Source organism: Pararobbsia alpina, from assembly GCF_902859895.1.
Taxonomy (GTDB): Bacteria; Pseudomonadota; Gammaproteobacteria; order Burkholderiales; family Burkholderiaceae; genus Pararobbsia; species Pararobbsia alpina.
The window spans coordinates 1-24,303 of record NZ_CADIKM010000047.1 but is presented as its reverse complement, the minus strand read 5'-3'; the positions used below and the strand labels follow the sequence as shown (position 1 = coordinate 24,303).

The following is a 24,303-nucleotide window of genomic DNA, read 5'->3' as shown; positions in this document are numbered from 1 at the left end:
CATCACCACACCCCTCCCCTACCTCACCTTCCCTTCCTTCCAAGCCGTAAGCAGCTGCTCATACTTAACCGTTTCCCCCTTCGGCTTCTCATTCGCCAGCTGCTTCCAAGGCGCATGCTCATCCGACAGCCACTTAGCCGGACTGCTTTCCGCATTCAACTCCGGCGCACAAACCTTCATCCCTGCCCGCTGCAACCGCCCAAGCACCTGATCCATCTCCTTGGCAAGGTTGTCCATCGCAGCCTGCGGCGTCTTCTCCCCTGCAACCGCGGTCGCGACATTCTTCCACCACAACTGCGCCATCTTCGGATAGTCCGGCACGTTGTTCCCAGTCGGCGTCCAAGCAACCCGCGCCGGGCTTCGATAAAACTCAATCAACCCACCATACTTATCCGCATTCTTGGTGAAGTAATCACTATGAATATCCGAGTCCCGAATAAACGTCAGCCCCACGATCGACTTCTTCAAGGACACCGACTTCGACGTCACAAACTGCGCATACAACCAGGCAGCCGCACGTTGGTTGGGAGGAGTGGACTTAAAGAACGTCCAGGACCCCACGTCCTGATACCCGTTCTGCATCCCATCCTTCCAATACGGCCCATGCGGCGACGGAGCCATCCGCCACTTCGGCGTCCCATCCGGATTCGTCACATTCCCCGGCTTGAGCATCGACGCCGTGAACGCGGTGTACCAAAACACCTGCTGCGCGATCTTCCCTTGCGCCGGCACCGGCCCTGCTTCATTGAACGTCATCCCCGGAGCTTCAGGCGGCGCATATTTCTTGAGCCAATCGATGTACTTCGTAGTCGCATAAACCGCTGCCGGGCTATTCGTGCCACCCCCACGCGACACAGACGCCCCCACCGCATGACACCCATCCGGCGTCACCCGAATTCCCCACTCATCGACTGGCAGCCCGTTTGGAATTCCCTTATCCGCCTCACCCGCCATCGACAGCCAGGCATCAGTAAACCGCCACCCCAGCGAAGGATCCTTCTTGCCGTAGTCCATATGCCCGTAAACCCTCGCCCCATCGATAGTCTTCACATCGTTAGAAAAGAACTCCGCGATGTCCTCATACGCGCTCCAGTTCACCGGCACCCCGAGCTCATACCCGTACTTCGCCTTGAACTTGTCCTGCAAGTCCTTCCGCGCAAACCAGTCCGCCCGGAACCAATAGAGGTTCGCAAACTGCTGATCAGGCAACTGGTAAAGCTTCTTATCCGGCGCAGTCGTAAAGCTCGTCCCAATGAAATCCTTGATATCGATCCCAGGATTCGTATAAGCCTTCCCTTCCCCCTCCATATAGTCCGAAAGCGGCACGACCACCCCATACCGATAGTGCGTCCCAATCAGATCCGAGTCCGAGATCCACCCGTCATAGATGCTCTTCCCCGACTGCATCGAGGTCTGCAACTTCTCCACGACATCCCCTTCCTGAATGATGTCGTGCTTGACCCTGATGCCGGTAATTTCGGTAAACGCCGTCGCGAGCGTCTTCGATTCATACATATGGGTATCGAGCGTCTCAGACACCACATGCACTTCCGTCACGCCCTGCGACTTGAGCTTGGCCGCTGCATCGATGAACCACTTCATCTCATCGACCTGCTGTTGCTTCGACAGCGTGCTCGGCTGGAACTCACTGTCGATCCATTTCTGCGCTTCAGCCGTACCGGCCATCGCTGCCTGACCTGCAAAGGCCCCGGCAAAGACGACAGCACACCCCAGTCCATGCCGGCCGCCGACACCGTGCGTGTTATCACCGCGGCAATCGGCTTCGCATTGACCGACGTGAGGGTGCGCGCAAGCAGCAATTCGACCCAACTGAACATGAAGCAGAAGAACGCCGTCACGCCAACGCCTGACTTGATCAGCGGCAGGAAAATCTTGATAAAGAACGCCGGAAAGGTGTAGCCGTCGATATAGGCGGTCTCATCGATCTCGCGCGAGACGCCCGACATGAAACCCTCGAGAATCCATACAGCAAGTGGCACGTTGAACAGCATGTGCGCGAGTGCCACCGCGATGTACGTGTCCATCAAGCCGACGCTCGAATACAGCTGGAAAAACGGCAGCAGAAAGACAGCCGGAGGTGTCATTCGATTGGTGAGCAACCAGAAGAACATATGCTTGTCGCCAAGAAACCGGTAACGCGAAAATGCATAAGCCGCTGGCAACGCCACCAGCACTGACATCACCGTGTTCATCAGCACATAGATGATTGAATTGATATAGCCCCAGTACCACGACGGATCGGTGAAGATGACCTTGTAGTTCTCGAAGGTCAGATGCCGCGGAAAAGTCGAAAACGACGAGAGCGTTTCCTCGTTCGTGCGCACCGAAACAGACAGCATCCAGTAGAGCGGAACCAGTGCGAACAGGAGGTAGACGACAAGAAGCAGGGTGCGTATCCAGCGCCGTTTGTCATGCATGGTCGTCTCCCATCGCGGCTGGACCGCCCTTGCCGACGCGCTCCATCCAGTTGTGAAGGATGAAGCAGAACAGCAGGATGATGAGGAAGTAGATCAGCGAGAAGGCCGCGGCCGGGCCAAGGTCGAACTGCCCCACGGCTTTCTGCGTGAGGTACTGGCTCAGAAAGGTGGTCGAATCACCGGGGCCGCCGCCTGTCAGCACGAATGGCTCGGTGTAGATCATGAAGCTGTCCATGAACCGCAGCAGTACGGCAATCATCAGCACCCCGCGCAGCTTCGGCAACTCGATATAGCGGAACACTGCGACGCGGCTCGCACCATCGATCTCCGCGGCCTGATAAAAAGCATCGGGAATCGCGCGCAGGCCCGCATAGCAGAGCAGTGCGACGAGCGGCGTCCAATGCCAGACGTCCATCACAAGCACCGTCACCCACGCCGACGAGGGGCTCGCGGTGTAGTTGTATTCAACGCCCGCGTAATTGAGCCAGTAGCCGAACAAGCCGATGTCGGGTCGCGCGAAGATCTGCCAGATGGTGCCGACCACGTTCCACGGAATCAGTAGCGGCATGGCCAGCACGACGAGCGCCACCGATGCACGCCAGCCTGAAGCCGGCATCGCCAGTGCGAGGCCCACGCCAAGTGGAATCTCGAACAGCAGTACGCAAAGGGAGAAGATCATCTGTCGGCCGAGCGCACCGCGCAGATCGTCGTCGTTGATGATGTTGCGGAACCACTCGGTGCCGACGAATACATGCTGGGTCGGGCTGATGATGTCTTGCACGGAATAGTTCACGACGGTCATCAAGGGCATGATCGCGGAAAACGCCACGCAGATGAACACGGGCACGATCAGCAGCCAGGCTTTCTGGTTCAGAGGTTTCATCGCCTGATCCTTTCGTCGTTGCTGAAGTACACGGTTTCGGGCGCAGCGAGCTGCAGCCAGATCGGCCCCGGGGTCAGCCAGGCGTGCGGATCGGCTTTGGCGCTGAAGACGTGGCCGTCACAATCCGCTGTCACGAGTTGGTAGTTGCCGAGATTCTGCGAACGGAGCAGTTGCGCTTTGACCAATCCCGGTCCGTCGGTGTCGGCAAGCCGCGTGAACTCCGGGCGGATGCCAAGCGTCAGCGGGCCGCCCGCCGCCTTGAGCGCCGCCAGCGTGCCTGCATCGACCTGCAGTCGCTGCGTACCGATCATCACGCCGTCAGAGTCAAGCGCGAGCGGACACAAGTTCATCCCGGGGCTACCGATGAAGTAGCCCACAAATGAATGGTCGGGGCTCAGGAACAACGATTTCGGACCGCCTTTCTGCACGATGCGGCCATTGGTCATCACGACAACTTCGTCGGCGAAGGTGAGCGCTTCAACCTGATCATGTGTGACGTAGATCAGCGTGAGCTTCAGTTGTTGGTGGATCTTCTTCAACTGTCGCCGCAGCACCCATTTCATGTGCGGATCGATAACGGTCAGCGGCTCGTCGAACAGGATCGCGGCAACGTCCTTGCGGACGAGTCCGCGTCCGAGGGAGATCTTCTGTTTGGCATCCGCCGACAGATTGCTCGCCTTGTGTCTGAGTTCGCGCGTCAGCTCGAGGATGTCCGCGACTTCCTCGACTCGCGCTTTTACCTCGGGTGCCGCGATGCCGCGATTGCGCAGCGGGAACGCGAGGTTGTCGAAGACAGACATCGTGTCGTAGATCACCGGGAACTGGAACACCTGGGCGATGTTGCGTTCGCGTGCGCTGAGCGCCGTGACGTCCCGACCGTCGAACAGCACTCTGCCCTGCGACGGCGTCACGAGGCCCGACACGATATTCAGCAAGGTGGATTTGCCACACCCGGACGGCCCAAGCAGCGCGTACGCGCCGCCGTCTTCCCAGACCATCGACATCGGCTGCAATGCGTAGTCGTCGAGGCTGGCCGGCTTCGGACGATAGGCATGTGCAAGGTCATGAAACTCAATACGCGCCATGGCTTGCCTCCACTCCAGCTACAAGCTTTGCGTCCGGGCCGAACACGAACAGTTCATCGGGGTCGATGAATACATCGAGCGAGGTGCCGAGTTCAATCTGATGCACGCCCTGCAGTTGGGCGATGAGATCGATACCCCCGTTCTGTGTGTGCAGGTGCAGGTAGGTCTCCGAGCCGCTCAGTTCAGCAAGTTCGAGCCGACACGGCACGGCGAGCGAATGCGATGTGCGGGGAGCCAACCGCAGATTCGCGGGACGAATGCCGATCCGGCATGTGCCCGCAGTCGTCAGCGCGCGCTCGAGCCGCACTTCGATGCCGATGGGCAGATGCGCGGTGCCGCCCTCGCTGACATCGCTCGTCAGCATGTTCATGGGCGGATCGTTGAAAACGGCCGCGACATCGACGGTCGCCGGCGCGGTGTAGACGTCGAGGGTCGGACCGTATTGCAGCACACGTCCCTTGTCGACGACGGCTGTGTAGCCGCCAAGCAATAGCGCTTCAAGGGGTTCGGTGGTCGCATAGACGACAGTCGTCTTGCCGTCGGCGAACAGGGTCGTGAGCTCGGCGCGGAGTTCTTCGCGCAGCTTGTAGTCGAGATTGACGAGCGGTTCGTCGAGCAACACCAGCGACGAACGTTTGACGAGTGCGCGCGCCAATGCACAGCGCTGCTGCTGGCCGCCGGACAACTCTCCTGGCCGCCGTTGCAACAGGTGTTCGATATGAAGTTTCTCGGCGACTTCATTCACGCGCTGTGCAATATGCGCGGAGTCGGTCTTTTGCAGCTTGAGGGGCGATGCGATGTTGTCGAACACCGTCATCGCGGGATAGTTGATGAACTGCTGATAGACCATGGCAAGGTTGCGCTGCCGCACACCAACGCCGGTGACGTCCTTGCCGTCGACGAGAACCCGGCCACTGCTCGGGCGGTCGAGGCCGGCCATCACGCGCATCAGCGTCGTCTTGCCGGCCTGCGTGGGCCCGAGCAGGACGTTGATCGCCCCAGGAGTCAGACGCAAATCGACGCCGTATAGATGCGATTGCCCAACTGAAACGACGTTGACCCGCTCCAGTTCCAGGACCACGTGCCCTCCTATTGGTCAATCTGCTTGCTTCTTGCGACTGACCTTCTCAGCCGTTTTGTGCGGAGACGGCTGCCACGATTCGCAACGCGTGCCTCGCAACGAAGCAAAATAACGGCTTACATTCTCCTTTTAGTTTTATTACGATTTAATTGGGGTTAACGACCAAAAACGAAAAAAAGCGCCCAAAACCTTGACAGAATCGTGTTCGGATATTTTCGCTATGGTGCTAGGGAAGATTTCTGTCAGGCGGGATGGGAGTGCCCCGAGAGGGCGAGGGCTGCGTTCTCCGACGTCCTGACGGAGAACGAGTGCGTGCACTTCAGTTACAGACCGCGGCAGATCGACGATCTGCCAGCGTGTTGGAGGACGGATTCAGGCTGGTGATGCCCGATCCAACTCCGATTCGGAAGCGATGAGCGGACGCCCGCTTCATCGCTCAAAGATTGAACGTCAAGCCCGCTTCGGAATATCCAGCCCTCTCGTCACCGCGGGCCGCGCTACAAACGCATCCAGCGCTCGCGTGACGTTCGGAAACTTGTCGATCTCGACGAGATCGCCCGCCTCGTAAAATCCGATCAGGTTCCTCACCCAAGGGAACGTCGCGATGTCGGCAATCGTGTATTCATCGCCCATGATCCACTTGCGCCCGCTCAACCTCGCCTCCAACACACCCAGCAGCCGCTTCGATTCACCGACATACCGGTCACGCGGACGCTTGTCCTCATAGTCCTTGCCTGCGAACTTGTTGAAGAAGCCAAGCTGCCCGAACATAGGCCCGATGCCGCCCATCTGGAACATCACCCATTGAATCGTCTCGTAGCGCCTAGCCGCATCCGTCGGCATGAACTGCCCGGTCTTGTCCGCCAGATAAATCAGGATCGCGCCCGACTCGAACAAAGGCAGCGACTTCCCGTCCGGTCCATTCGGATCGATGATCGCCGGAATCTTGTTGTTCGGATTCAGCGACAAAAACTCGGGCGACATCTGGTCGTTCGTGCCAAAGCTCACTGTATGCGGTTCATAGGCAAGACCCGTCTCCTCGAGCATGATCGAAACCTTGGCGCCATTAGGCGTCGGCAACGAATAGAGTTGAAGCCGATCAGGATGCTGTGGTGGCCATTTCTTTGTGATCGGAAGCGCGGACAAATTAGACATGTAGATCCTTTTGAACTAGCTCAATGCCGGTGAAAAGTTGAAGGTCGTGCCCTGCCGAATGCAATGTGCACGCGGTGACCAAGGCGATAAATATAGACGTGGATTTGAATTGCCGCAGAACCCTTGGACCTGGCCACCGACGCCTCGGTAGAACCCTGCAACACCCTTCTTTCCTGCGAAACGCATTTTTGAAATCCCTGCGATGGGACGAAGCTGCACTATACTTAGGGTAATTACCTATACAACAACTCTTGAAGGCTAAGTCATGAAGTCGATGTCCACGTCATCCATCCCTGTTCCCGCGAAGACGTCATGGCTGTCAAAGCTCCGCGCCATGGCCCTCGAAGCGCTCGAACTGCATCTGCGCACCTGCGAGCTTCTGCTCGAAGCGAGCCGCCGTCCGCAGCGCTGAGCTTTCGATAAGCTTTCCAATCAAAGTGCGTCAGCCCGGCTATCTATGAATCAGCCGAGCATTACCGTCGATCGCCCCTGCTTGTCGACCTTCTTCGTCGAGCCACGCTGACACGTCGAATCGTCGTTCGAAGTCGCAGGAGTCGTGGGCCCACGTGTTGAGCCTTGCGATCTGTCCGGTGCCAGCACGGAAAATCCGAACGTATTGATGCCGTGCGCGCTGGTCGCGAAGACGGTGCCGCGATGCATCTCCGCGACCGCCTTGACGATGGCGAGGCCAAGGCCATGATTCTCGCGGCTGTTGCTGCGCGACGCCTCGACGCGATAGAAGCGATCAAACAGATGAGCGAGCACCGCCGGCTCGATCGCTGCACCAGGATTGGCGACCGACACGAGTATCTGGTCGTCTCGACGCAATATCGTCACGTGGATCGTCGAACCGCGCGCGCAATGCTGGATCGCATTCATCAGCAAATTGGTCAACGCGCGGCCGAACAGCGAACGATTCACATGCGCCGATGCGGACCCGCTCGCGACGGCCTGGACCTGCGCCTCATCGAGCGGCAGCTCGAGATACTCGAGGGTATGCGCCACCTCAGCCGCAAGCGACACTTCGACGAGTCCGGTCGCGCGTTCGCCCTGGTCGGCCCGGGCGAGGAACAGCATGTCGTTGATGATCGCGCGCATGCGTTCGAACTCTTCGAGATTCGACTCCAGGGTCACGCTCAGGTCCTCGACCGAGCGTCTGCGGCTCAGCGCCACTTCAGTCTGTCCGATCAGGATCGTGACGGGCGTGCGCAATTCGTGCGCGACGTCCGCATTGAACGATTCAAGCCGCCCATACGCCACATCGAGCCGCTCAAGTGCGCCGTTGAACGAGTTCGCAAGATCGCTGAGTTCATGCGGAAGCAGACGCGTATCGAGCCGCTGCGAACGATTGTTCGGACTGACTTCCGACGCCTCCCGCGTCAATCGCGTAAGCGGCGAGAGTCCCAGTCTCGTCACGGCATAGCTCAACAAAAGCACCGTCAGACTGCCCAGCGCTGACAAAGCCGCCAACGCAAAACCAAACGAGCGCATCGTCCGTGTATTGGCCAGATAGCCTGCGGACACCTGCAACTGAACCATCGGGCGTTTGTCATACGCGGGAATCGTGAGCGTGCGCGTGAGCATGTCGAACTCGCTGCCCGGCTCCCGGACCCGCTCATAGCCATTCTCCCAGCTCTTGATCGCGTGCCCGGTCACCGGACGACCATACTGATAAGCAGGGTCCGCGCTCCAGACCGCATAGACTGTGGTGCCGTCGAGCGGGGTCATGTCGGTCAGCTTCTCGCGTACGCTGCGCCACTTCTCCGGTGTGACGGCGTGATAGACGATGATCCGGGCGATCTCGGTACGATCGTCGAGCGATTCGCGTAAATGATGTTCGAGCTGCACTCGCAGCACAAGAAAAAGCCCCGTCCCCACGAGCGTGAACACGAGCAGCGCGACCAACGCGAACATCGCCGCGAGCCGTCGCGCGATCGAGCGGTTCACGATGCCTTGGCCTCTTCGCGAACTTCGAGCACATACCCCATGCCGCGAACGGTATGCAGCAGCTTGCTCGGGAAGGGCCCATCGAGCTTCGCGCGCAGGCGCTTGATCGCGGTCTCGACGACATTGGTCTGGCTTTCGAAGTTGACTTCCCAGACGAGCTCGGTGATCGCCGCCTTCGAGAGTATGTCGCCCTGCCGCCGGGCGAGCACGCTCAGCAGTTGGAATTCCTTGGCGGTCAGTTCGAGGCGCACGCCGCTGCGGGTCGCGCGCCGGCCGATCAGGTCGACGTGGAGATCGCCGATCGACAGCAGTGTCGACTCCTGCGCACGCGTGCGCCGCGCCAGCGCATAGAGCCGCTCGACGAGTTCGAGAAACGAAAACGGCTTGGTCAGGTAATCGTCGGCGCCCTCGCGCAAGCCGCGCACGCGATCGTTGATCTGATCGCGCGCGGTCAGCATGATGACGGGGGTCGACTTGCGCATGCGCAAGGCCTTGAGCACGCTGAAGCCATCGCGCTTCGGGAGCATCACGTCGAGCACGATCACGTCGTAGTCGAACTCGGTCGCGAGGTGGGTGCCCTCCTCGCCATCCATCGCGACATCGACAACCCAGCCCTGCTCGGTCAAGCCGGACTGAAGGTAGTCGACGACCTTGTGCTCATCTTCCACTATCAATACTTTCATCGCACCACCTTTGCCGTGCATTATACGAGCCGCCTCCGAAACGGGCAGTCATTGCTGCCCGCGCCACCGCCGTCTCCCGCCCTCCGCCTCGTGTTGTTTGCTTGGTTCGTTCAACTAGTTCTATTCACTCAGTCCGGCCGACTCGCCATCGGGTTCTGAGCCACCGCGGGCGCGCCGACGTCCCAGCCACCGCCGAGTGCCTTGACCAGTGAGACCGACAGGTTCATCTGCTGACCGTGGATCTGGACATCTTGCCGCTCACTTGTCAGCAGCGTCTGCTGCGCAGTGATCACGTCGAGATAGGCGACGAGTCCCCCCGAATACCGGTCATTGGCGAGCGACAACAACTTCTGTGCGTCGCTGACAGCCGCACGCGACTGCTTCGCCGCGCCGTCGAGCACGGACAAGCCGGTCACACCGTCCTGAACTTGCTGAAACGCATTGAGCACGGTCTGCCGATACGTCGCCTCGGCCGCCCGGTACTGGTCGCTCGCGAAATCGACATTGGCCTGACGCCGGCCACCATCGAAGACGACCTGGCTCGCCAACGTGCCGAGGGTCCAGACCAGACTCGGCGCGCTCAACAGATCAGCGAACTGGGTGCTCTCCCAGCCGATACCCGGCGTCAGCGAAAGGCTCGGATAGAACGCGGCCTTCGCCACGCCGATCTGCGCATTCGCGGCAGCCATCGCACGTTCGGCCGACGCGATATCGGGGCGCCGCTGCATCAGGTCGCTCGGTATACCTATCGCGATCGAGGGCACGGCGGCCCTTTCCACCTTGGGCTCGATCGAGAACTGCGGTGCGGGCACGCCGATCAAGGCGGCGATCACGTGTTCGAACTGAGCGCGCTGGTTGAGCAGCAACTGCGCCTGCACACGTGTCCCATCGAGTTCCGCCTGCTGCTGGAGCACCTCGAGCCCGGACACGACACCGAGCTCATGCTCGTTGTTCACATAGTCGAGCGCCTTCTGTTGCAGCACGACGGAACGATTCAACACATCGATCTCGGCGTCGAGTTCACGCAATGAGAAATAGGCCGAGGCGAGATCCGTGCTCAACACGAGCCGTGCGTTCGCCAGATCGTCGCGCGACTGGTCGGCCGACGCACGCGCACTCTCGACTTGGCGCCGGATCCGGCCGAACAGGTCGGTGTCATAGTTGATCGACGGGCCGATCTGCAAATCGTTCTGGACGGTCGACTGGGGTACCTGCCCATACTCGGCGAGCGGCCGGTTGGCCGAGGTTTTGGAGCGCGCCGCGGAAGCCGACAGGTCAATCTCGGGAATCCGTTGCGCCGAGGTATTCGCGAGCGTCGCCCTTGCCTGATCGTAGTGCGCGATCGCGGCGGCCAGCGTCTGGTTCTGCGCAAGCGCCCGCTGCTCGAGCGCGTCGAGCACGGGTTCGTCGAAGCTCTTCCACCAATCCAGATTCTCGGCCGCGTGCGAAGGCTGGGCGAGGCGCCAGTACGAATCGGTCTTCCAGGTCGGCGGCGCGTCGGTCAGCGGCGGCTTGTAGTCGGGCCCCACGGTGCACGCACTCAACGCGACCGCGCACAATAGGGCAGTCGCCTTCAGGGGCAGCCCGGCGATGCGGTCCGCAGCGATTCGACGCGCGGGCTTCACGACACCCCCTTGGTGCTCGATGCGGCCTTCGACGACGCCGCATTCGCGGGCGCCGCTTTCTGCGGTTCCGCGATCTCGACATGATCGCCGTCGGCCACCGAGTCGCTCGGGTTGATGATGACGCGGTCGGTCGGCGCGATCCCGCTGGTAATTTCGAGCGTCTGCCCGAGATCCTGCGCGATCGTGATGGTATGCAGTTTCACATTGCCGTTCGCGTCGACCACCGCGACCTGCGGACCTTCGGCACGGAAGAGCAGCGCATTGCCCGGCACCATCAGGCGCATACGCGATTCCCCATGCACGGCCACCTGCACATAAGCACCCGGCCGGAGCTTGCCGTCGGGATTCGGCAGTCGGACTTCAATTTCAAGCGAGCGTGTGGGCACGTCGATCGCGCCGGAGACGTGGGTGATCACGCCTTCGAACTTGCGGCCCTGAAGCTCGGCCTGCGTGACGATAGCCGTCTGGCCCTCGGCAATACCTTCGGCATAAGCCTGGGGAACCTGGACATTGATGCGCAACGGGTCCGACTGCGCAAGCGCGAACAGCGCGCGGCTCGTTCCACTGCCTGCGTCGATCAGATCGCCCACATCGATGTTGCGCTGGGTGATCACGCCGGTGAACGGCGCGGTGATCCGCTTGAACGACTCGAGCTGGCGCAGGCGTGCGACATTGGCCTCCGCCGCCGTCAGATTGGCGACATCCTGCGTGTACGTGCTCTGGCGCTCATCGAGCTCCTGCTGCGAGACCGCATCGCGCTGGCGCAATTGCTGCCAGCGCGCAAGCGAACTCTTCGCGAGGCCGAGACTCGCGCCGGTCTGGTCACGCTGGGCGATGGCCTGGGCGAGTTCCTGGTCGATTTCGGGTGTATCGAGGTCGGCAAGCAGTTGCCCCTGCTTCACGCGCGCGCCGATATCGACATACCAATGAAGCAGGTAGCCGGTCGCACGCGCATAGATCGGCGACTCGACATAGCCGCGTAAGGTCCCCGGTAGTACGGTGTTGCCGCTGGCCTCGACCTGCTTGGGCAGGACGACGCTCACATATTGTTTCGCGTTGTCCTGAGTCGTCGCCGCCACGGCGTGGCTCTGCATGATGTCCGACACGACGGTGCGCAGGGCACCGAGGGCGAGCACCACGAGCACGATCACGATGACGATCTTCGTGCGCTTCCATTCTCGACCGCGCGGGGGCAAGGCACGCCCTTCGTTTGGATCCCTTGGCGGTATCGCCAGCGAAGCATGGGTTTTCTCGGTCATGTCAGTCAGCCATTAGGTACTTTGCATCACGCGTGTTGCCCTTCGCCGGCACCGGTGGTGTCACCGCCGCCATGCGGACCCTGGTCTTTTTCCTCGCGGTCACGGCGGCGCTTGAGCCGGCCGTGAATCCCCGCGAACACCAGCGGCACGAAAAAGAGCGTCGATACTGTCGCAAACAACAAGCCACCGATCACGGCGCGGCCGAGCGGTGCATTCTGCTCGGCGCCCTCGCCGAGGCCAAGTGCCATCGGGATCATGCCGATGATCATCGCGAAGGCGGTCATCAGCACCGGCCGGATCCGGCTCGCGCCGGCCTCGAGCGCGGCCGTCAGCGGCGACACCCCCGCCGAGAGACGCTGCCGGGCGAACGAAACCATCAGAATACTGTTGGCCGTCGCCACCCCCATGGTCATGATCGCGCCCGTCAACGCCGGCACGCTCAAGTGCGTGCCGGTCAGGAACAGCATCCACGCAATCCCGGCAAGCGCGGCCGGCAAGGCGCTAATGATGATCAGCGGATCGACCCACGACTGGAAGTTGACGACGATCAGCAAATAGACGAGCACGATGGCCATCGCCACGCCGATGCCGAGCCCGACGAACGAACTGCGCATGGTCTCCACCTGGCCGCGCACGGTGATCGTGCTACCGCGCGGCAGGGTCTTACGCACCTCGTCGACCAGCTTGTCGACGTCTTTCGCGACCGCGCCGAGATCGCGCCCTTCAACGCTGACATAGAGGTCGATCACCGGCCGGATGTTGTAGTGCTGGACGACCGCGAACTGGCTGCCGGGCTCGAAGCGCACGAGATTGCCAAGCAGTTGCGTGGGCCCGTTGATCGCAGCCGAGACCGGTGTGCGCAACAGGTCGTCGATCGATGCAATCTGGTACTGCGGCGTCTGGATCGCGAGGTTGTACTCGACACCGTTCTGGCTGTTGAACCAGAAACCCGGTGAAGTCTGCGAGCTGCCCGACAGTGAGACAAGCAGGTTCTGCGAGACGTTGTTGGCGTTGAGGTTGAGCTGCTGGAGCCGCGTGCGGTCCATCTGGAGGTTGATGGTCGGCAAGTCGAGTTTCTGCTGGATATGCGTGTCGACGTTGCCCGGAATCAGCCTCACCTTCTTCATCAGCGCGCTGGCGACTTCGAAATTACCTTTCTGGTCGGCGCCGGAGATCTGCACGTCGACGGCCGCGGGCAACCCGAAGTTCAGGATCTGAGTGACGATATCAGCCGGCTGAAAGAAAAACTCCACGCCCGGAAAGCGCTGCGGCAGGATCGCACGCAGCTTGTCGATATAGCCTTGCGTCGGCTTGTGATCCGCGCTCAAGGCGACCTGGATCTCGCCGTCGAGTGTACCGATCGTGCCCGAGTTGCTATAGGACAGGTTGATACCGCTATAAGGCAGGCCCAGGTTGTCGAGGATCGTGACAAGTTGCGCGGGCGGCACGACCTCGCGTATGACCTTCTCGACCTGGTCGGCAAGCTTCGCGGTTTCCTCGATACGCGTACCCGTCGGCGCGCGGAAGTGCATGCGGATATTGCCCGAGTCGACGCTCGGGAAGAAGTCCTCGCCCAGCACGAACGTCAGGCCGGTCGACAGCACGCAGAATCCCAGGAAGCCGGCCGCAAACACGCGGCGGCGCACCAGCAACGTGCTCAGCACGACGATGTAGGCGGCGCGCATCCGCTCGAAGCCACGATCGAAGCGGTGATAGAGCCGTATGAACAGGTTTGGCCGCGCGCCCTCCTTCGGCGGGTGAGCATGGCCCATCAGCAGCATCGCGAGCGTCGGAACCAGGGTCCGCGAGAGCACGTACGACGCAAGCATCGCGAACACGACGGCTTCGGCGAGCGGCACGAACAGGTAACGTGCGACGCCCGTCAGGAAGAACATCGGCACGAACACGATACAGATACAGAGTGTCGAGACGAGCGCCGGCACCGCGATTTCTCCAGCCCCTTCGAGGATGGCCTCGTGCAGGTCGGTACCCAGATGCAGGTGCCGCTCGATGTTCTCGATGGTCACGGTCGCATCGTCGACGAGAATCCCGACCGCGAGCGCGAGTCCCCCGAGCGTCATGATGTTGATCGTCTCGCCTAGCGCGTGCAGCACGATCAGCGAGGTCAGGATCGAGAGCGGGATCGAAACCGCGATGATGCAGGTGCTGCGCCAGTTGCCGAGGAACAGCAGGATCATCGCGGCCGTCAACGCCGCGGCGATCAGGGCTTCGTGCACGACGCCCTGGACAGCCGCCTTCACGAACACCGACTGGTCGAACAGGGCCGTGATCTTGAGATCCGCCGGCAGCGTTGCGCGGGCGCCCGGCAGGATGGCCTTGAGCGAGTCCACGATGGCGAGCGTCGAAGCGTCGCCGTTCTTGAGCACCGATATCAGCACGCCGCGCTGCCCGTTCTGGCGCACCACATTGGTTTGCGGCGAGAAGCCCTGGCGCACGTGCGCGACTTCACGCAGATACGTCGTCGCGCCGTTGATCGTGCGCACCGGTATGTCGTTGAGGCCCTCGATCGTCGACGGCGAGCCGTTCATATTGATCGTGTATTCCTTCGGGCCGATCTTGGCCGTGCCGGTCGGCAAGATCAGGTTCTGCGCATTGACCGCATTGACGACATCCGTCGGCGTGAGGCCCTTGGCAAGCAGTGCGCGCGAATCGATGTCGACCGAGATCAGCCGCGACTTGCCGCCATAGGGATAAGGCACGGCGGCGCCCGGGATCGTCACGAGCTGCGGACGCAGGAAGTTGAGTGCCGTGTCGTTGAGGTCCTGCTCCGAGAGCCGCGGGCTCGACAGCCCGAGCTGGATCACCGGAATACTCGAGGCCGAGTAGCTGATCACCAGCGGCGGTGTCGCGCCGGGCGGCATCTGCTTGAGTTGCGCCTGTTCGACCGCGACGATCTGCGCGATCGCGGTCTGGATGTTCGCGGTTGGCTGGAGGAACACCTTGATGATCGCGATCCCCTGCAGCGACTGCGACTCGATGTGCTCGATGTTGTTGACGGTCGTCGTGAGACTGCGCTCGTTGGTCGAGGTGATGCGGTTCGCCATGTCTTCGGCGGAGAGGCCGCTATAGCTCCAGATGATGCTGACGACCGGAATGTTGATTTCGGGCAGCACGTCCACCGGCGTCTTCAGCAAAACGAACGGCGTCGCCAGCAGGATCAGGATGGCCATCACGATGAACGTGTAGGGCCGCTTCAGCGCAACGTTGACAATCCACATTGAGACAAGCTCGGTAGATGCAGGAATGGAGAAGGGGCCAGCCGGCTGCGTTCAGGCGCCCCCGCTCCTGGCGCGGGCAGACACATCGGCAAGCTGGGCGGGGACCGTCAGACCGGCGTCAGCGGGTGACGGTGCCAACGCCCGGCAATACGTCACGGGCGGCGAACCTCATCGATTTGGCCGGACTTCCGATGCGCCTCCATCCGATATCCAGCGTGCAGTGAGTCCATTGCCGAGAAGCATGACTCAATGGTAGCGGTCAGGCGCCAACATAAAGATGGCACGAAAATGGCAAAACTGCCAGTAAAGAGAGGAATCGGAGATTTGACTGGCGAGTTTTGTTTACTAGAATTTACGCAGGCGAAGCGGCTCAGACCTCGACCTGGCCCTGCTGCGGCCGTCCTGCACCCTCGGAAACGAAACGCCCGGTTACGTGTTGTTTCGGAACACCCGTTCGATTGCGTGGTCGCTCCCGCTCATCAGACCCGTATTTGATTGTTGTTGACAACGTTTTTTTTGGCGCCGTAGTCTAGAGCCACGTAACCTTTTTTCGTGCCCGCCGCCAACATTGTCGGCCAGGCGCCAGGCAAAAAAGCCCAGTCCAGACGGATCACCGTCTGGACTGGGCTTTTTTCATTTTTACTTCGGAGAAACAGTAATGCGACATGGCGATATTTCAAGCAGCAAGGATTGCGTCGGCGTAGCGGTAGTCAACTACAAGATGCCCCGCCTGCATACGAAGGCGGAAGTGCTCGAGAACGCGCGCAAGATCGCCGAGATGGTGATCGGCATGAAACGCGGCCTGCCTGGCATGGACCTCGTGGTCTTCCCCGAGTATTCGACGCACGGCATCATGTACGACTCGAAGGAGATGTACGAAACGGCGGCCACGATCCCCGGGGCAGAGACTGAGATTTTCGCGGACGCATGCCGCAAAGCGAATGTCTGGGGTGTATTTTCGCTGACCGGCGAGCGTCATGAAGAGCATCCGAACAAGGCGCCGTACAACACGCTGATCCTGATGAACAACCACGGTGAGATCGTGCAGAAGTACCGCAAGATCATGCCGTGGGTGCCGGTCGAAGGCTGGTATCCGGGTGACTGCACCTATGTCTCGGAAGGTCCCAAGGGCATGAAGATCAGCCTGATCATCTGCGACGACGGCAATTACCCGGAAATCTGGCGCGACTGCGCGATGCGCGGCGCCGAACTCATCGTCCGCTGCCAGGGTTATATGTACCCGGCCAAGGAACAGCAGGTGATGGTGGCCAAGACCATGGCCTGGATGAACAACACCTATGTTGCCGTTGCCAATGCAACGGGCTGGGACGGGGTCTATTCTTATTTCGGCCATTCGGCGATCGTCGGCTTCGACGGCCGCTCGCTCGGCGAATGCGGTGAAGAGGAAATGGGCATCCAGTATGCGGAGCTGTCGGTCAGCCTGATTCGCGACGCGCGCAAGAACATGCAGTCGGAAAACCATTTGTACAAGCTGCTTCACCGCGGCTACACCGGCACGATCAATTCGGGCGACAGCGTCAATGGTGTCGCGGCATGTCCGTTCCAGTTCTACGGCGACTGGATCCGCGATCCCGAAGGCACCCGCAAGGCGGTCGAAGCGATCACCCGTTCGGCCCCCGGCACACCCGAGTGCCCGATCGAGGGCATTCCGACTGAAGTGCCGACTCACCGCTAGACCGAAGGCGAGCGCCCCGTCATGAATGAACGTATCAAGCCTTACCTGCTCGAGACCGAGCCGTACTATCGTCCGGCCGGCCGAGAAATCGAACTGTTCGAAGCCGCTTATGCGCGCCGTATGCCGATGATCCTCAAAGGCCCGACGGGTTGCGGCAAGACGCGGTTTATCGAGCATATGGCGTGGCGCCTGCGCAAGCCGCTGATCACGGTCGCCTGTAACGAAGATCTGACCTCGTCGGACCTGGTCGGGCGTTTCCTGCTGGATGCGAACGGCACGGTCTGGCATGACGGGCCGCTCACCACGGCCGTGCGCTTCGGCGCGATCTGCTATCTCGACGAAGTGGTCGAGGCTCGCGCGGATACGACCGTGGTGATCCATCCGCTGGCCGACGACCGGCGCACGCTGCCGCTCGACAGGCGCGGTGAGCTCGTGCGCGCGCATCCGGATTTCCATCTGGTGATGTCGTACAACCCGGGATACCAGAGCAGCGCGAAGGATCTCAAGGTGTCGACCAAGCAGCGTTTCGGTGCGCTCGATTTTCACTACCCGCATGCGGAGATCGAAGTCGAGATCGTGATGCGCGAGAGTGGGGTCGATCGCGAGACCGCCTCGCGACTGGTCGGCATCGCGCGGCAGTCGCGTGAATTGCGCGGGCGAGGCATCGAAGAAGGCATCTCGACGCGGATGGTGGTTCACGCGGGAGGCTTGATCGCACACGGCATCGATCCTCATGCCTCATGCCGGATCGCGATGACGCGGCCGATCAGCGACGACGAGGACGTGCTGCACGCGCTCGATGGTTTTGTCGAGGCTCATTTTGGACCTTGAACAGGAGTTGATAGCGGAGTCCGGGCTGCGAACGCCCGGAATCGCAACCGGCGCGCGGCACCCTGACGCCAGGGGCGTGGCCCCTCGCGTTGGCGCTGCGGCGCCTGGCGGTGTCGTTGAGATCGGAGCCGGCGCGCTGTCTCTCTATGCACGCGGCTTTGGCCTGCGCGACATTCAAGCCGACTATTTCATCCATGCCAACGGCGACGAGGAGAACCCTGTATCGATTCCGAATCGCGCGGCTGTCACGGCCGAAGCGATCACCCTGCCGCCGATCGGGCTCGAGGTAGATTCGCGCCTGCTCGCGGACGCGACGGTCGCGCACGCGATCGGTCATCTTCGATATTCCGCTCCGGGTCGAGCCGTCGGCAAGCGCAAGCCTTTGCTCGTGGCTATGCTTTCGCTGATCGAGGATGTGAGGATCGAGCGCCTGATGATGCGCGAGTATCCGGGATTGCGGGCGCTATGGGGCCGGTTTCTCCACGCGAGTGCGCAGCTGCATGCCGAGGGACTCACCTTCAGCGCACTGACCGCACGCCTGTCGTTTGCGCTGCACGACCCCACATACGGCGACCCGCTTCATTGGGTTCACAAAGGGCGTTCACTGATCGACGCGATCGGAACGGACCTCCATGACAGCAACCGCTTCGAGGAAGCGGCATCGATCCTCGCCAGCGACCTCGGCCAGATGCGCGTCCGTTTCGACGTGCACAACTACGAGATCGTACCTGCGTACCGCGACGACAATACCTTTCTGTGGGCTTTCGATGATTCGGAGTCCGTCACGGTCGCCCGTGCCAACGATGGCGGCCGCCAAGAGATCGAGGAGGCACAACCTGATAACGACGGAAACGATTCGGGCACCAGTTTCGATACCGATCCCGAAGACGTTACCTTGTACTACCCGGAATGGAACTACCAGAACGAGACCTTGCGTGAAGACTGGGTCGCCGTCGTTGAGGGCGCCCCACCGCGCAGCGCACCGGCCCTCGCTTTCGAAGTCCCGCTGCAAAACGTACGTAATCGGCCTCATCCGAAGTGGCACCAGACCATTTCCGGTCACCGACTCAAGCGCCAGATGGACGGTGACGAACTCGACCTCGACGCGATGATCGAGCACGTGATCGCCCACCGCACCGGGCATGAATCCGATCCGCGAGTCTTCACGCGGGCCGGGCGCCAGCCCCGCGACACGTCGGTGCTCGTGCTCCTCGACCTCTCTGCGTCGACCGAGCGCACGGTCGAAGGAACGTCGATGAGTCTGCTCGACTGCGAGAAAGACGCCGCCGAGCGAATCATCGCGGCATTCGACGGCATTCATCATCGAATTGCCCTACACGGGTTCGCCTCGAATGGGCGCTCAGCGGTGCGATACGTGCGCCTCAAGGAGTTCGATACGCCCTACGAAGCAACGCATCGCCGCCGCCTGCACGCGCTGCGCCCCGCTTGGTCAACCCGCTTCGGAGCGGCATTGCGTCATGCGGGTCATTGCCTCAGCCGGGAGGCCGGGAAATCCAGGACGATCGTTCTCGTTACCGATGGAGAACCTTCGGATATCGATGTATTTGACTCACGCTACCTGATCGAAGATGCCCGTCACGCGGTCGATGGCCTTGCCATGCAAGGCATCCATACGCACTGCATCAGCCTCGATCCGGAGGCGCATACAGCCGTGGAAGCGATATTCGGGCGCACCCACAGCGCAACGATCGCGCGCGGCATGCAACTCGGCCCAGTCCTCGAGCACGTGCTCGCAAGGTTGGCGGCATAATTAAACGCAGCCAATAATTTCCGGACCGCGGCTTGCGTTACGATGGTTCATAAGGGACCCACGCTGGTCCCAAAGAGCTGAGGATTGAATATCGTGGCACACACGGACCCTGTCAAAGTAGGCGTGCTGTATTCGGAAACCGGGGCGACGTCGTCGATCGAATCGTCGCAGCTGTTCGGCACGCTGTTCGCGATCGAGCTGATCAACGAGGCCGGCGGTATCAACGGACGCGAGATCGTGCCGGTCCGATACGACCCGGGCTCCGAACGCGCCGTCTATGCGGCGCTCGCGGAACGGCTGATCACCAGTGACAACGTCAAGGTGATCTTCGGCTGCTACATGTCGAACACGCGCAAGGCGGTCATTCCGATCGTTGAGCGCTGGAACCGGCTGCTCTTCTATTCGACCCTGTATGAGGGATTCGAGTATTCCGACCACGTGATCTACACGGGTGCCGCACCGAACCAGAACAGCGTGCAGCTCGCCGAGTTCATGACCTCGACCTTCGGGCCGCGCGTGTATCTGGTCGGTTCCAACTACATTTATCCATATGAGTCGAACCGGATCATGGCCGACCTCGTCAGCCAGCAATCGGGCGGCGAAAAAACCGGAGAGCGGTATGTGCCGCTCGATGCAAGCGAACGGGACTTCGCAGAGATACTTGCCGACATTCGCAATGTCCGGCCAGATTTCATCTTTTCGACCGTGGTCGGCAACGCGACCCAGAATTTTTATCGTGCTTATGCACGCGCGGGCTTCGATCCGGCGAAGCTGCCGATCGGCAGCCTGACGACGACCGAGGTCGAGATCGCGCAGATGGGGGCGGACATTGCCGCCGGCCACTTCACTTCGGCGCCGTACTTTCAGTCGATCGACAACCCGGTCAACCACGCCTGTCTCACACGCTTTCGCGACCGGTTCGGCGATTGCGCGGCGCCGAATGCTTGCTGGGAAGCAGCGTTCTTCCAGGTACACCTGTTCGCCAACGCGATGCGTGCGAGCGGCAGCGACGATATCGACGCCCTGATGCCGCATTTGCTCGGCGCGAGCTTCCAGGCGCCGCAGGGTCGGGTGCGCATCGAGCCGTCGAATCACCATACCTATCTGAATCCTCGTATCGGGCGGGCCAATGAGGCTGGCCAGTTCACGATCGTGCGCGAAACGCGCGACGTCGTGTACCCCGATCCATATCTTGTCACGCATGCGCTCGGCGATTGGGCATTACGCATGAGTCCAGTGGAGAGCTGAATGCGCAGCGACGATGAACCGATGGGCGAAAGCGCCCGAGCCAGGCAGACATTGGCCCGTGCGAGTCCGCAAGGGCTGAGGGATCTGCGCTCATTGCACGTGTGCGTGTTTCATCCGCACGATCGCGACGGCGCGTTGTTGACCCAGCAGATCCAGCGCATCGGTTGCCAGGTGCACACCTTCTGGCCGCCGCTCGCCGAGCCCGTACCGGGCAGTGACCTCGTGTTCGTCGGCTTGTATCCGGACACGATCGGCCACGATTTCGCGTGGTGCGATAGCGAGGATGCGCCGCCGGTGATCGCCGTCGTCAACTACGAAAATCCCACCATGATGGATGCCGTGCTTCGCATCGGAGCGAAGGCGGTCGTCGCTTCGCCGGTACGCTCGTTTGGCGTGTTGAGCGCGATGGTACTGGCACGCCAGATTTCGGCCGATTTGAAACGGCTGAAGAAACGGGTCAATCGTCTCGAGGAAAGGGTCGAGGGCGCGAGAAAGATCGCCGAAGCCCAGGAAATTCTTGGGCGGCAGCGCGGCCTGAGCAGGCTCGATGCTTACAAGGCGATCCGGGAACAGGCCATGGGCAAGCGAGTGTCGGTCGAGGAGATCGCGTCGGCGATCATCATGGCCGACCAGGTGTTGTCGCTGGGACGGTAGGTTTAGGACTCCGTTTCTTCGTCGGGGCCGGCTTCCTGCGATCTTCCGCGGGGCACTCGTGCGGCCTTTCTCGCCCTTACCCAAAAACGGCACACTACGTCCCGAAACGAAGCGTGCCGTTCTTTGAACATGTGTCGTGAAGAGGCTGGCCACGTGCGCATAGCCCTTTCTCGGCATTCCATCCGTAGCGCGACGGACCGACTCCCCTACAGGATGGCCTTGAGGGACGTGTAGATCAACCGGCTACCGATCACGAGCAGAATGACGTGGGAACACTTGTAGAAGAGCGTTGCGTCCAGACGGCGGTTGAGCCGAACACCCGCCCAGATGCCCAAGACCGCGATTGGGGTGAGGATGAGGCTCGTCAATAGTGACGTACGGGTGAACATGCCGAGCATGGAAAAGCTGATCAATTTTGCAAAGTTGACGACCATGAAGAACGCTGCAGTCGTGCCCGCGAAACTGCGATTGCTCAGCTTGAGCGGCAATAAATAGACAGTCAGCGCCGGTTCCCCCGCGTTGGCCAAGAAGCTCGTAAAGCCCGAGATGGCGCCCCAGAACACACCAGCGGCCGGGCGTGGACCACGATCCTCCTGCGCAGAGCGACGAGAGCCCGACCAGCGACGACGGACAAAGTCGATCGAGATGATGCCAATGCCGAGCCGCAGCCATGTTTCCGGGAGATGATGAATTGCCAAGGCCCCGAACCCTATCCCGACGAGAGCCGCGGGGACCGCGACGCGCAGCAACGGCCAACTCCATTGCCCCCGATACTCCCAGAGGGTGATCAGATCAGTCAGGCAAAGCACCGGCAAAAGAAGGGTCACCACCTCGGGCACCGGCAAGCGGAGCGCCATCAGTGGGACGGCCAGGATGCCAAGCCCGAGCCCAAATCCCCCTTTCGAAAAGTTCGTAAGGAGGAGAGCCGGAATACTCAGGAGGTAGAACCATGGGTCGCTGATCAAACCAGTACTAATCATGTGGTGAATATATATGCCGATGCGTTTGCATCATCCGTGGTGTCGCTCACTGCGGCGGTGGACGCGGCGATCGCGCGAGGCGTAAGCCGCATGCGCTGCGCGCCCTTACTTCAACGGGCGACACTTCGGCGGCATGCAAAGACTCGCCGACGCGTACGAGGATCACCATGTGCCACAACCTCGGCGGAGTGGCCCGCAGCCGGCTGTGCACAAAAAGCGAGCTAACGAGATGCTACATTTTTAGTACGCCCGGAGAAATGAGAATGATTGTTAATTAATTTACCAGATATTGCGGCCCTCGGCTGGCTAGGTAAGAAAGACTCCAAGGGCACAGGGTGGGCGGGTGTGTTCCGGTGAGACGACGATGTCGATTCCACCCCGCTTCATTCGTCGTATCGGATTGGGGCCTCCCCCCGCTTTCGGAGCTATTCATGTCTACGCACACCGTCCGCCTTCACCGAGTGCTCCGCTCCACGCCCGAACGTATCTATCGCGCCTTCCTGGACCCCGATGCCCTGGCGAAGTGGCTTCCGCCAAACGGGTTTACCGCCAGGAGTCATCAGATGGAGGCCAAGGTAGGTGGTGGCCATCGGATGTCGTTCACGAATTTCACCACGGGCGATAGCCACTTTTTCGGCGGGGAGTATCTCGAGTTGGTGCCGCACGAGCGCATTCGGTACACGGACAAGTTCGACGACCCGAACTTGCCGGGAGTGATGCAGGTAACGGTGTCCCTGCGACCCGTGGCTTGCGGGACCGAACTCAATGTGGTGCAGGAAGGCATACCCGAAGTCATTCCTCTCGAGTCCTGCTATCTCGGATGGCAGGACTCGCTTGCCTCGCTCGCCTTGCTTGTGGAAGCGGAGATTCGGCAATGAAGGAGGATGGTCCCGAGCAAGACGCTTGAGCAGCCATGGCGGACGACGGCACGCCCATAGCCTGCGCAGGAGGATGGCTGCCGCCTCAAACCGGGGTCTTGCGAAAAGCAATCGAGAAGCGGTTCCAGCTGTTGATCGTGGCGATCACCAAGGTCAGGTCGACCAGTTCCTCCGCGCTGAAATGCGGCTTCACGGCTTCCCAGACGTGATCGGGCACGTGATCTTCCGACACCAGCGTGAGGGCCTCGGTCCATTCGAGTGCGGCGCGTTCGCGATCGGTGAAAAACGGCGTCTCGCGCCACACCACCACTGTCGCGAGGCGGCGATCGGTTTCACCACCCTTGCGGGCATCGGACGTATGCATGTCCACGCAGAACGCGCATCCGTTGATCTGCGATGCGCGCAGGCGGACCAGTTCAGTCAGCGGTTTCTCGAGGCCGCTTTTACCTATGCGTTCTTCCTGTGCGAGGAGGGCCTTGATAACCTGCGGGTTGGCTTTGTAGAAGTCGAGACGGGGTTCCATGATCCACTCCTCCAATTCAGTTGATGTGTCTGATTGCATTACATGAGCAAAAGTAGGCGCGGCACCAGCGTTCTGAAATGCTCAATCCCGAGAATTTTCAGGATATCGGTACGGCGGCGGCCCCCATGGTTCACGCTCGTGCGTCGCGCGATGGGAGCTCTCATTCGACCCTGCTGCCAAGGATTCTGAGGATGACCCGCTAGTGAGCGTTGCGGCTTCTGTCGCCCTGATCCAGCGCTTCAGATTGAACGCGATAAGTACTGTCAAGGTGATGTAGAGCAGGCTCAGGTTGCGCAGCTCCTCAGGCGCGCAAAAGACGAAGAACAA

Annotated in this window: 20 protein-coding genes and 1 pseudogene; 7 read left to right on the top strand and 14 right to left on the bottom strand. The window is 60.9% G+C overall.

The window, feature by feature from the left end; translation table 11 throughout:
- Positions 1 to 18 precede the first annotated feature (18 nt).
- The 6 genes from HV670_RS25325 to HV670_RS25300 form a co-directional block, all read right to left on the bottom strand.
- On the bottom strand, positions 19 to 1,686 hold the full coding sequence (locus tag HV670_RS25325; protein WP_246257940.1) for an ABC transporter substrate-binding protein: 1,668 nt from the start codon (positions 1,684 to 1,686) through the stop codon (positions 19 to 21).
- On the bottom strand, positions 1,599 to 2,438 hold the full coding sequence (locus HV670_RS25320; RefSeq protein ID WP_246257939.1) for a carbohydrate ABC transporter permease: 840 nt from the start codon (positions 2,436 to 2,438) through the stop codon (positions 1,599 to 1,601). Before HV670_RS25320 ends, HV670_RS25325 begins: the two co-directional genes overlap by 88 nt.
- Positions 2,431 to 3,321, bottom strand: a complete 891-nt coding sequence (locus HV670_RS25315) for a carbohydrate ABC transporter permease (RefSeq protein ID WP_175107749.1) — start codon at positions 3,319 to 3,321, stop codon at positions 2,431 to 2,433. The genes HV670_RS25320 and HV670_RS25315 overlap by 8 nt, the downstream gene beginning before the upstream one ends.
- The gene (locus tag HV670_RS25310) at positions 3,318 to 4,406 is read right to left on the bottom strand and encodes an ABC transporter ATP-binding protein (protein ID WP_175107748.1); all 1,089 of its coding nucleotides are present in this window, start codon (positions 4,404 to 4,406) and stop codon (positions 3,318 to 3,320) included. Before HV670_RS25310 ends, HV670_RS25315 begins: the two co-directional genes overlap by 4 nt.
- A complete protein-coding gene (locus HV670_RS25305) occupies positions 4,393 to 5,487 on the bottom strand; it encodes an ABC transporter ATP-binding protein (RefSeq protein ID WP_175107747.1) in 1,095 nt (364 codons plus the stop codon). The genes HV670_RS25310 and HV670_RS25305 overlap by 14 nt, the downstream gene beginning before the upstream one ends.
- A 450-nt stretch (positions 5,488 to 5,937) precedes the next feature.
- Positions 5,938 to 6,642, bottom strand: coding sequence for a glutathione binding-like protein (locus HV670_RS25300; RefSeq protein ID WP_175107746.1), 705 nt, complete (start codon positions 6,640 to 6,642; stop codon positions 5,938 to 5,940).
- Between the two features lie 265 nt (positions 6,643 to 6,907).
- On the opposite strand from HV670_RS25300, the gene HV670_RS25295 reads away from it, so the two are divergent.
- Entirely contained in the window at positions 6,908 to 7,054 is a 147-nt protein-coding gene (locus HV670_RS25295; RefSeq protein ID WP_175107734.1) for a hypothetical protein, read from the top strand.
- 50 nt (positions 7,055 to 7,104) lie between these two features.
- Here HV670_RS25295 and HV670_RS25290 read toward each other — a convergent pair whose 3' ends face one another.
- The 5 genes from HV670_RS25290 to HV670_RS25270 form a co-directional block, all read right to left on the bottom strand.
- Positions 7,105 to 8,589, bottom strand: a complete 1,485-nt coding sequence (locus HV670_RS25290) for a heavy metal sensor histidine kinase (RefSeq protein WP_175107745.1) — start codon at positions 8,587 to 8,589, stop codon at positions 7,105 to 7,107.
- Entirely contained in the window at positions 8,586 to 9,272 is a 687-nt protein-coding gene (locus tag HV670_RS25285; RefSeq protein WP_175107744.1) for a heavy metal response regulator transcription factor, read from the bottom strand. The genes HV670_RS25290 and HV670_RS25285 overlap by 4 nt, the downstream gene beginning before the upstream one ends.
- Positions 9,273 to 9,400: 128 nt before the next feature.
- Entirely contained in the window at positions 9,401 to 10,864 is a 1,464-nt protein-coding gene (locus tag HV670_RS25280) for an efflux transporter outer membrane subunit (RefSeq protein ID WP_246257945.1), read from the bottom strand.
- Between the two features lie 29 nt (positions 10,865 to 10,893).
- Positions 10,894 to 12,156: an efflux RND transporter periplasmic adaptor subunit gene (locus HV670_RS25275; protein ID WP_175107743.1), complete on the bottom strand. Its 1,263-nt coding sequence runs from the start codon at positions 12,154 to 12,156 to the stop codon at positions 10,894 to 10,896.
- 26 nt (positions 12,157 to 12,182) lie between these two features.
- Positions 12,183 to 15,395, bottom strand: a complete 3,213-nt coding sequence (locus HV670_RS25270) for an efflux RND transporter permease subunit (protein WP_175107742.1) — start codon at positions 15,393 to 15,395, stop codon at positions 12,183 to 12,185.
- 658 nt (positions 15,396 to 16,053) lie between these two features.
- Here HV670_RS25270 and HV670_RS25265 point away from each other — a divergent pair.
- The 5 genes from HV670_RS25265 to HV670_RS25245 all read left to right on the top strand — a co-directional run bounded on the left by HV670_RS25265 (position 16,054) and on the right by HV670_RS25245 (position 21,595).
- On the top strand, positions 16,054 to 17,091 hold the full coding sequence (locus tag HV670_RS25265) for an aliphatic amidase (protein ID WP_175107741.1): 1,038 nt from the start codon (positions 16,054 to 16,056) through the stop codon (positions 17,089 to 17,091).
- Between the two features lie 21 nt (positions 17,092 to 17,112).
- Positions 17,113 to 17,922 (top strand): CbbQ/NirQ/NorQ/GpvN family protein, encoded by an 810-nt coding sequence (locus HV670_RS25260; RefSeq protein ID WP_175107740.1) that lies wholly within the window; start codon positions 17,113 to 17,115, stop codon positions 17,920 to 17,922.
- 76 nt (positions 17,923 to 17,998) lie between these two features.
- Positions 17,999 to 19,693 (top strand): nitric oxide reductase activation protein NorD, encoded by a 1,695-nt coding sequence (locus tag HV670_RS25255; protein ID WP_175107739.1) that lies wholly within the window; start codon positions 17,999 to 18,001, stop codon positions 19,691 to 19,693.
- A 93-nt stretch (positions 19,694 to 19,786) separates the two neighbouring features.
- Positions 19,787 to 20,941 carry a transporter substrate-binding domain-containing protein gene (locus tag HV670_RS25250; RefSeq protein ID WP_175107738.1) on the top strand — a complete coding sequence of 385 codons (1,155 nt, stop codon included), beginning with the start codon at positions 19,787 to 19,789 and terminating at the stop codon, positions 20,939 to 20,941.
- Positions 20,942 to 21,595 carry an ANTAR domain-containing response regulator gene (locus HV670_RS25245; RefSeq protein ID WP_246257937.1) on the top strand — a complete coding sequence of 218 codons (654 nt, stop codon included), beginning with the start codon at positions 20,942 to 20,944 and terminating at the stop codon, positions 21,593 to 21,595.
- 206 nt (positions 21,596 to 21,801) lie between these two features.
- Here HV670_RS25245 and HV670_RS25240 read toward each other — a convergent pair whose 3' ends face one another.
- Positions 21,802 to 22,575 carry a sulfite exporter TauE/SafE family protein gene (locus HV670_RS25240; RefSeq protein ID WP_246257935.1) on the bottom strand — a complete coding sequence of 258 codons (774 nt, stop codon included), beginning with the start codon at positions 22,573 to 22,575 and terminating at the stop codon, positions 21,802 to 21,804.
- Positions 22,576 to 23,006: 431 nt separating this feature from the next.
- Between HV670_RS25240 and HV670_RS25235 the strand changes: the two genes are divergently transcribed.
- The gene (locus HV670_RS25235; RefSeq protein WP_175107736.1) at positions 23,007 to 23,453 is read left to right on the top strand and encodes an SRPBCC family protein; all 447 of its coding nucleotides are present in this window, start codon (positions 23,007 to 23,009) and stop codon (positions 23,451 to 23,453) included.
- Between the two features lie 85 nt (positions 23,454 to 23,538).
- Here the strand turns inward: HV670_RS25235 and HV670_RS25230 are convergent, their stop codons facing one another.
- Both HV670_RS25230 and HV670_RS30645 read right to left on the bottom strand, forming a co-directional pair.
- The gene (locus HV670_RS25230) at positions 23,539 to 23,976 is read right to left on the bottom strand and encodes a carboxymuconolactone decarboxylase family protein (protein WP_175107735.1); all 438 of its coding nucleotides are present in this window, start codon (positions 23,974 to 23,976) and stop codon (positions 23,539 to 23,541) included.
- Between the two features lie 81 nt (positions 23,977 to 24,057).
- Positions 24,058 to 24,303 (bottom strand): annotated as a pseudogene (locus tag HV670_RS30645) (hypothetical protein); the annotation flags it as partial.

Bases quoted from the DNA above. Each gene is read 5' to 3' on its own strand.
- HV670_RS25275 (WP_175107743.1), bottom strand. From the start codon at position 12,156: ATGACCGAGAAAACCCATGCTTCGCTGGCGATACCGCCAAGGGATCCA.
- HV670_RS25270 (WP_175107742.1), bottom strand. From the start codon at position 15,395: ATGTGGATTGTCAACGTTGCGCTGAAGCGGCCCTACACGTTCATCGTG.
- HV670_RS25295 (WP_175107734.1), top strand. From the start codon at position 6,908: ATGAAGTCGATGTCCACGTCATCCATCCCTGTTCCCGCGAAGACGTCA.
- HV670_RS25245 (WP_246257937.1), top strand. From the start codon at position 20,942: ATGCGCAGCGACGATGAACCGATGGGCGAAAGCGCCCGAGCCAGGCAG.
- HV670_RS25240 (WP_246257935.1), bottom strand. From the start codon at position 22,575: ATGATTAGTACTGGTTTGATCAGCGACCCATGGTTCTACCTCCTGAGT.
- HV670_RS25310 (WP_175107748.1), bottom strand. From the start codon at position 4,406: ATGGCGCGTATTGAGTTTCATGACCTTGCACATGCCTATCGTCCGAAG.
- HV670_RS25325 (WP_246257940.1), bottom strand. From the start codon at position 1,686: ATGGCCGGTACGGCTGAAGCGCAGAAATGGATCGACAGTGAGTTCCAG.
- HV670_RS25300 (WP_175107746.1), bottom strand. From the start codon at position 6,642: ATGTCTAATTTGTCCGCGCTTCCGATCACAAAGAAATGGCCACCACAG.
- HV670_RS25230 (WP_175107735.1), bottom strand. From the start codon at position 23,976: ATGGAACCCCGTCTCGACTTCTACAAAGCCAACCCGCAGGTTATCAAG.
- HV670_RS25320 (WP_246257939.1), bottom strand. From the start codon at position 2,438: ATGCATGACAAACGGCGCTGGATACGCACCCTGCTTCTTGTCGTCTAC.
- HV670_RS25285 (WP_175107744.1), bottom strand. From the start codon at position 9,272: ATGAAAGTATTGATAGTGGAAGATGAGCACAAGGTCGTCGACTACCTT.
- HV670_RS25315 (WP_175107749.1), bottom strand. From the start codon at position 3,321: ATGAAACCTCTGAACCAGAAAGCCTGGCTGCTGATCGTGCCCGTGTTC.
- HV670_RS25235 (WP_175107736.1), top strand. From the start codon at position 23,007: ATGTCTACGCACACCGTCCGCCTTCACCGAGTGCTCCGCTCCACGCCC.
- HV670_RS25260 (WP_175107740.1), top strand. From the start codon at position 17,113: ATGAATGAACGTATCAAGCCTTACCTGCTCGAGACCGAGCCGTACTAT.
- HV670_RS25265 (WP_175107741.1), top strand. From the start codon at position 16,054: ATGCGACATGGCGATATTTCAAGCAGCAAGGATTGCGTCGGCGTAGCG.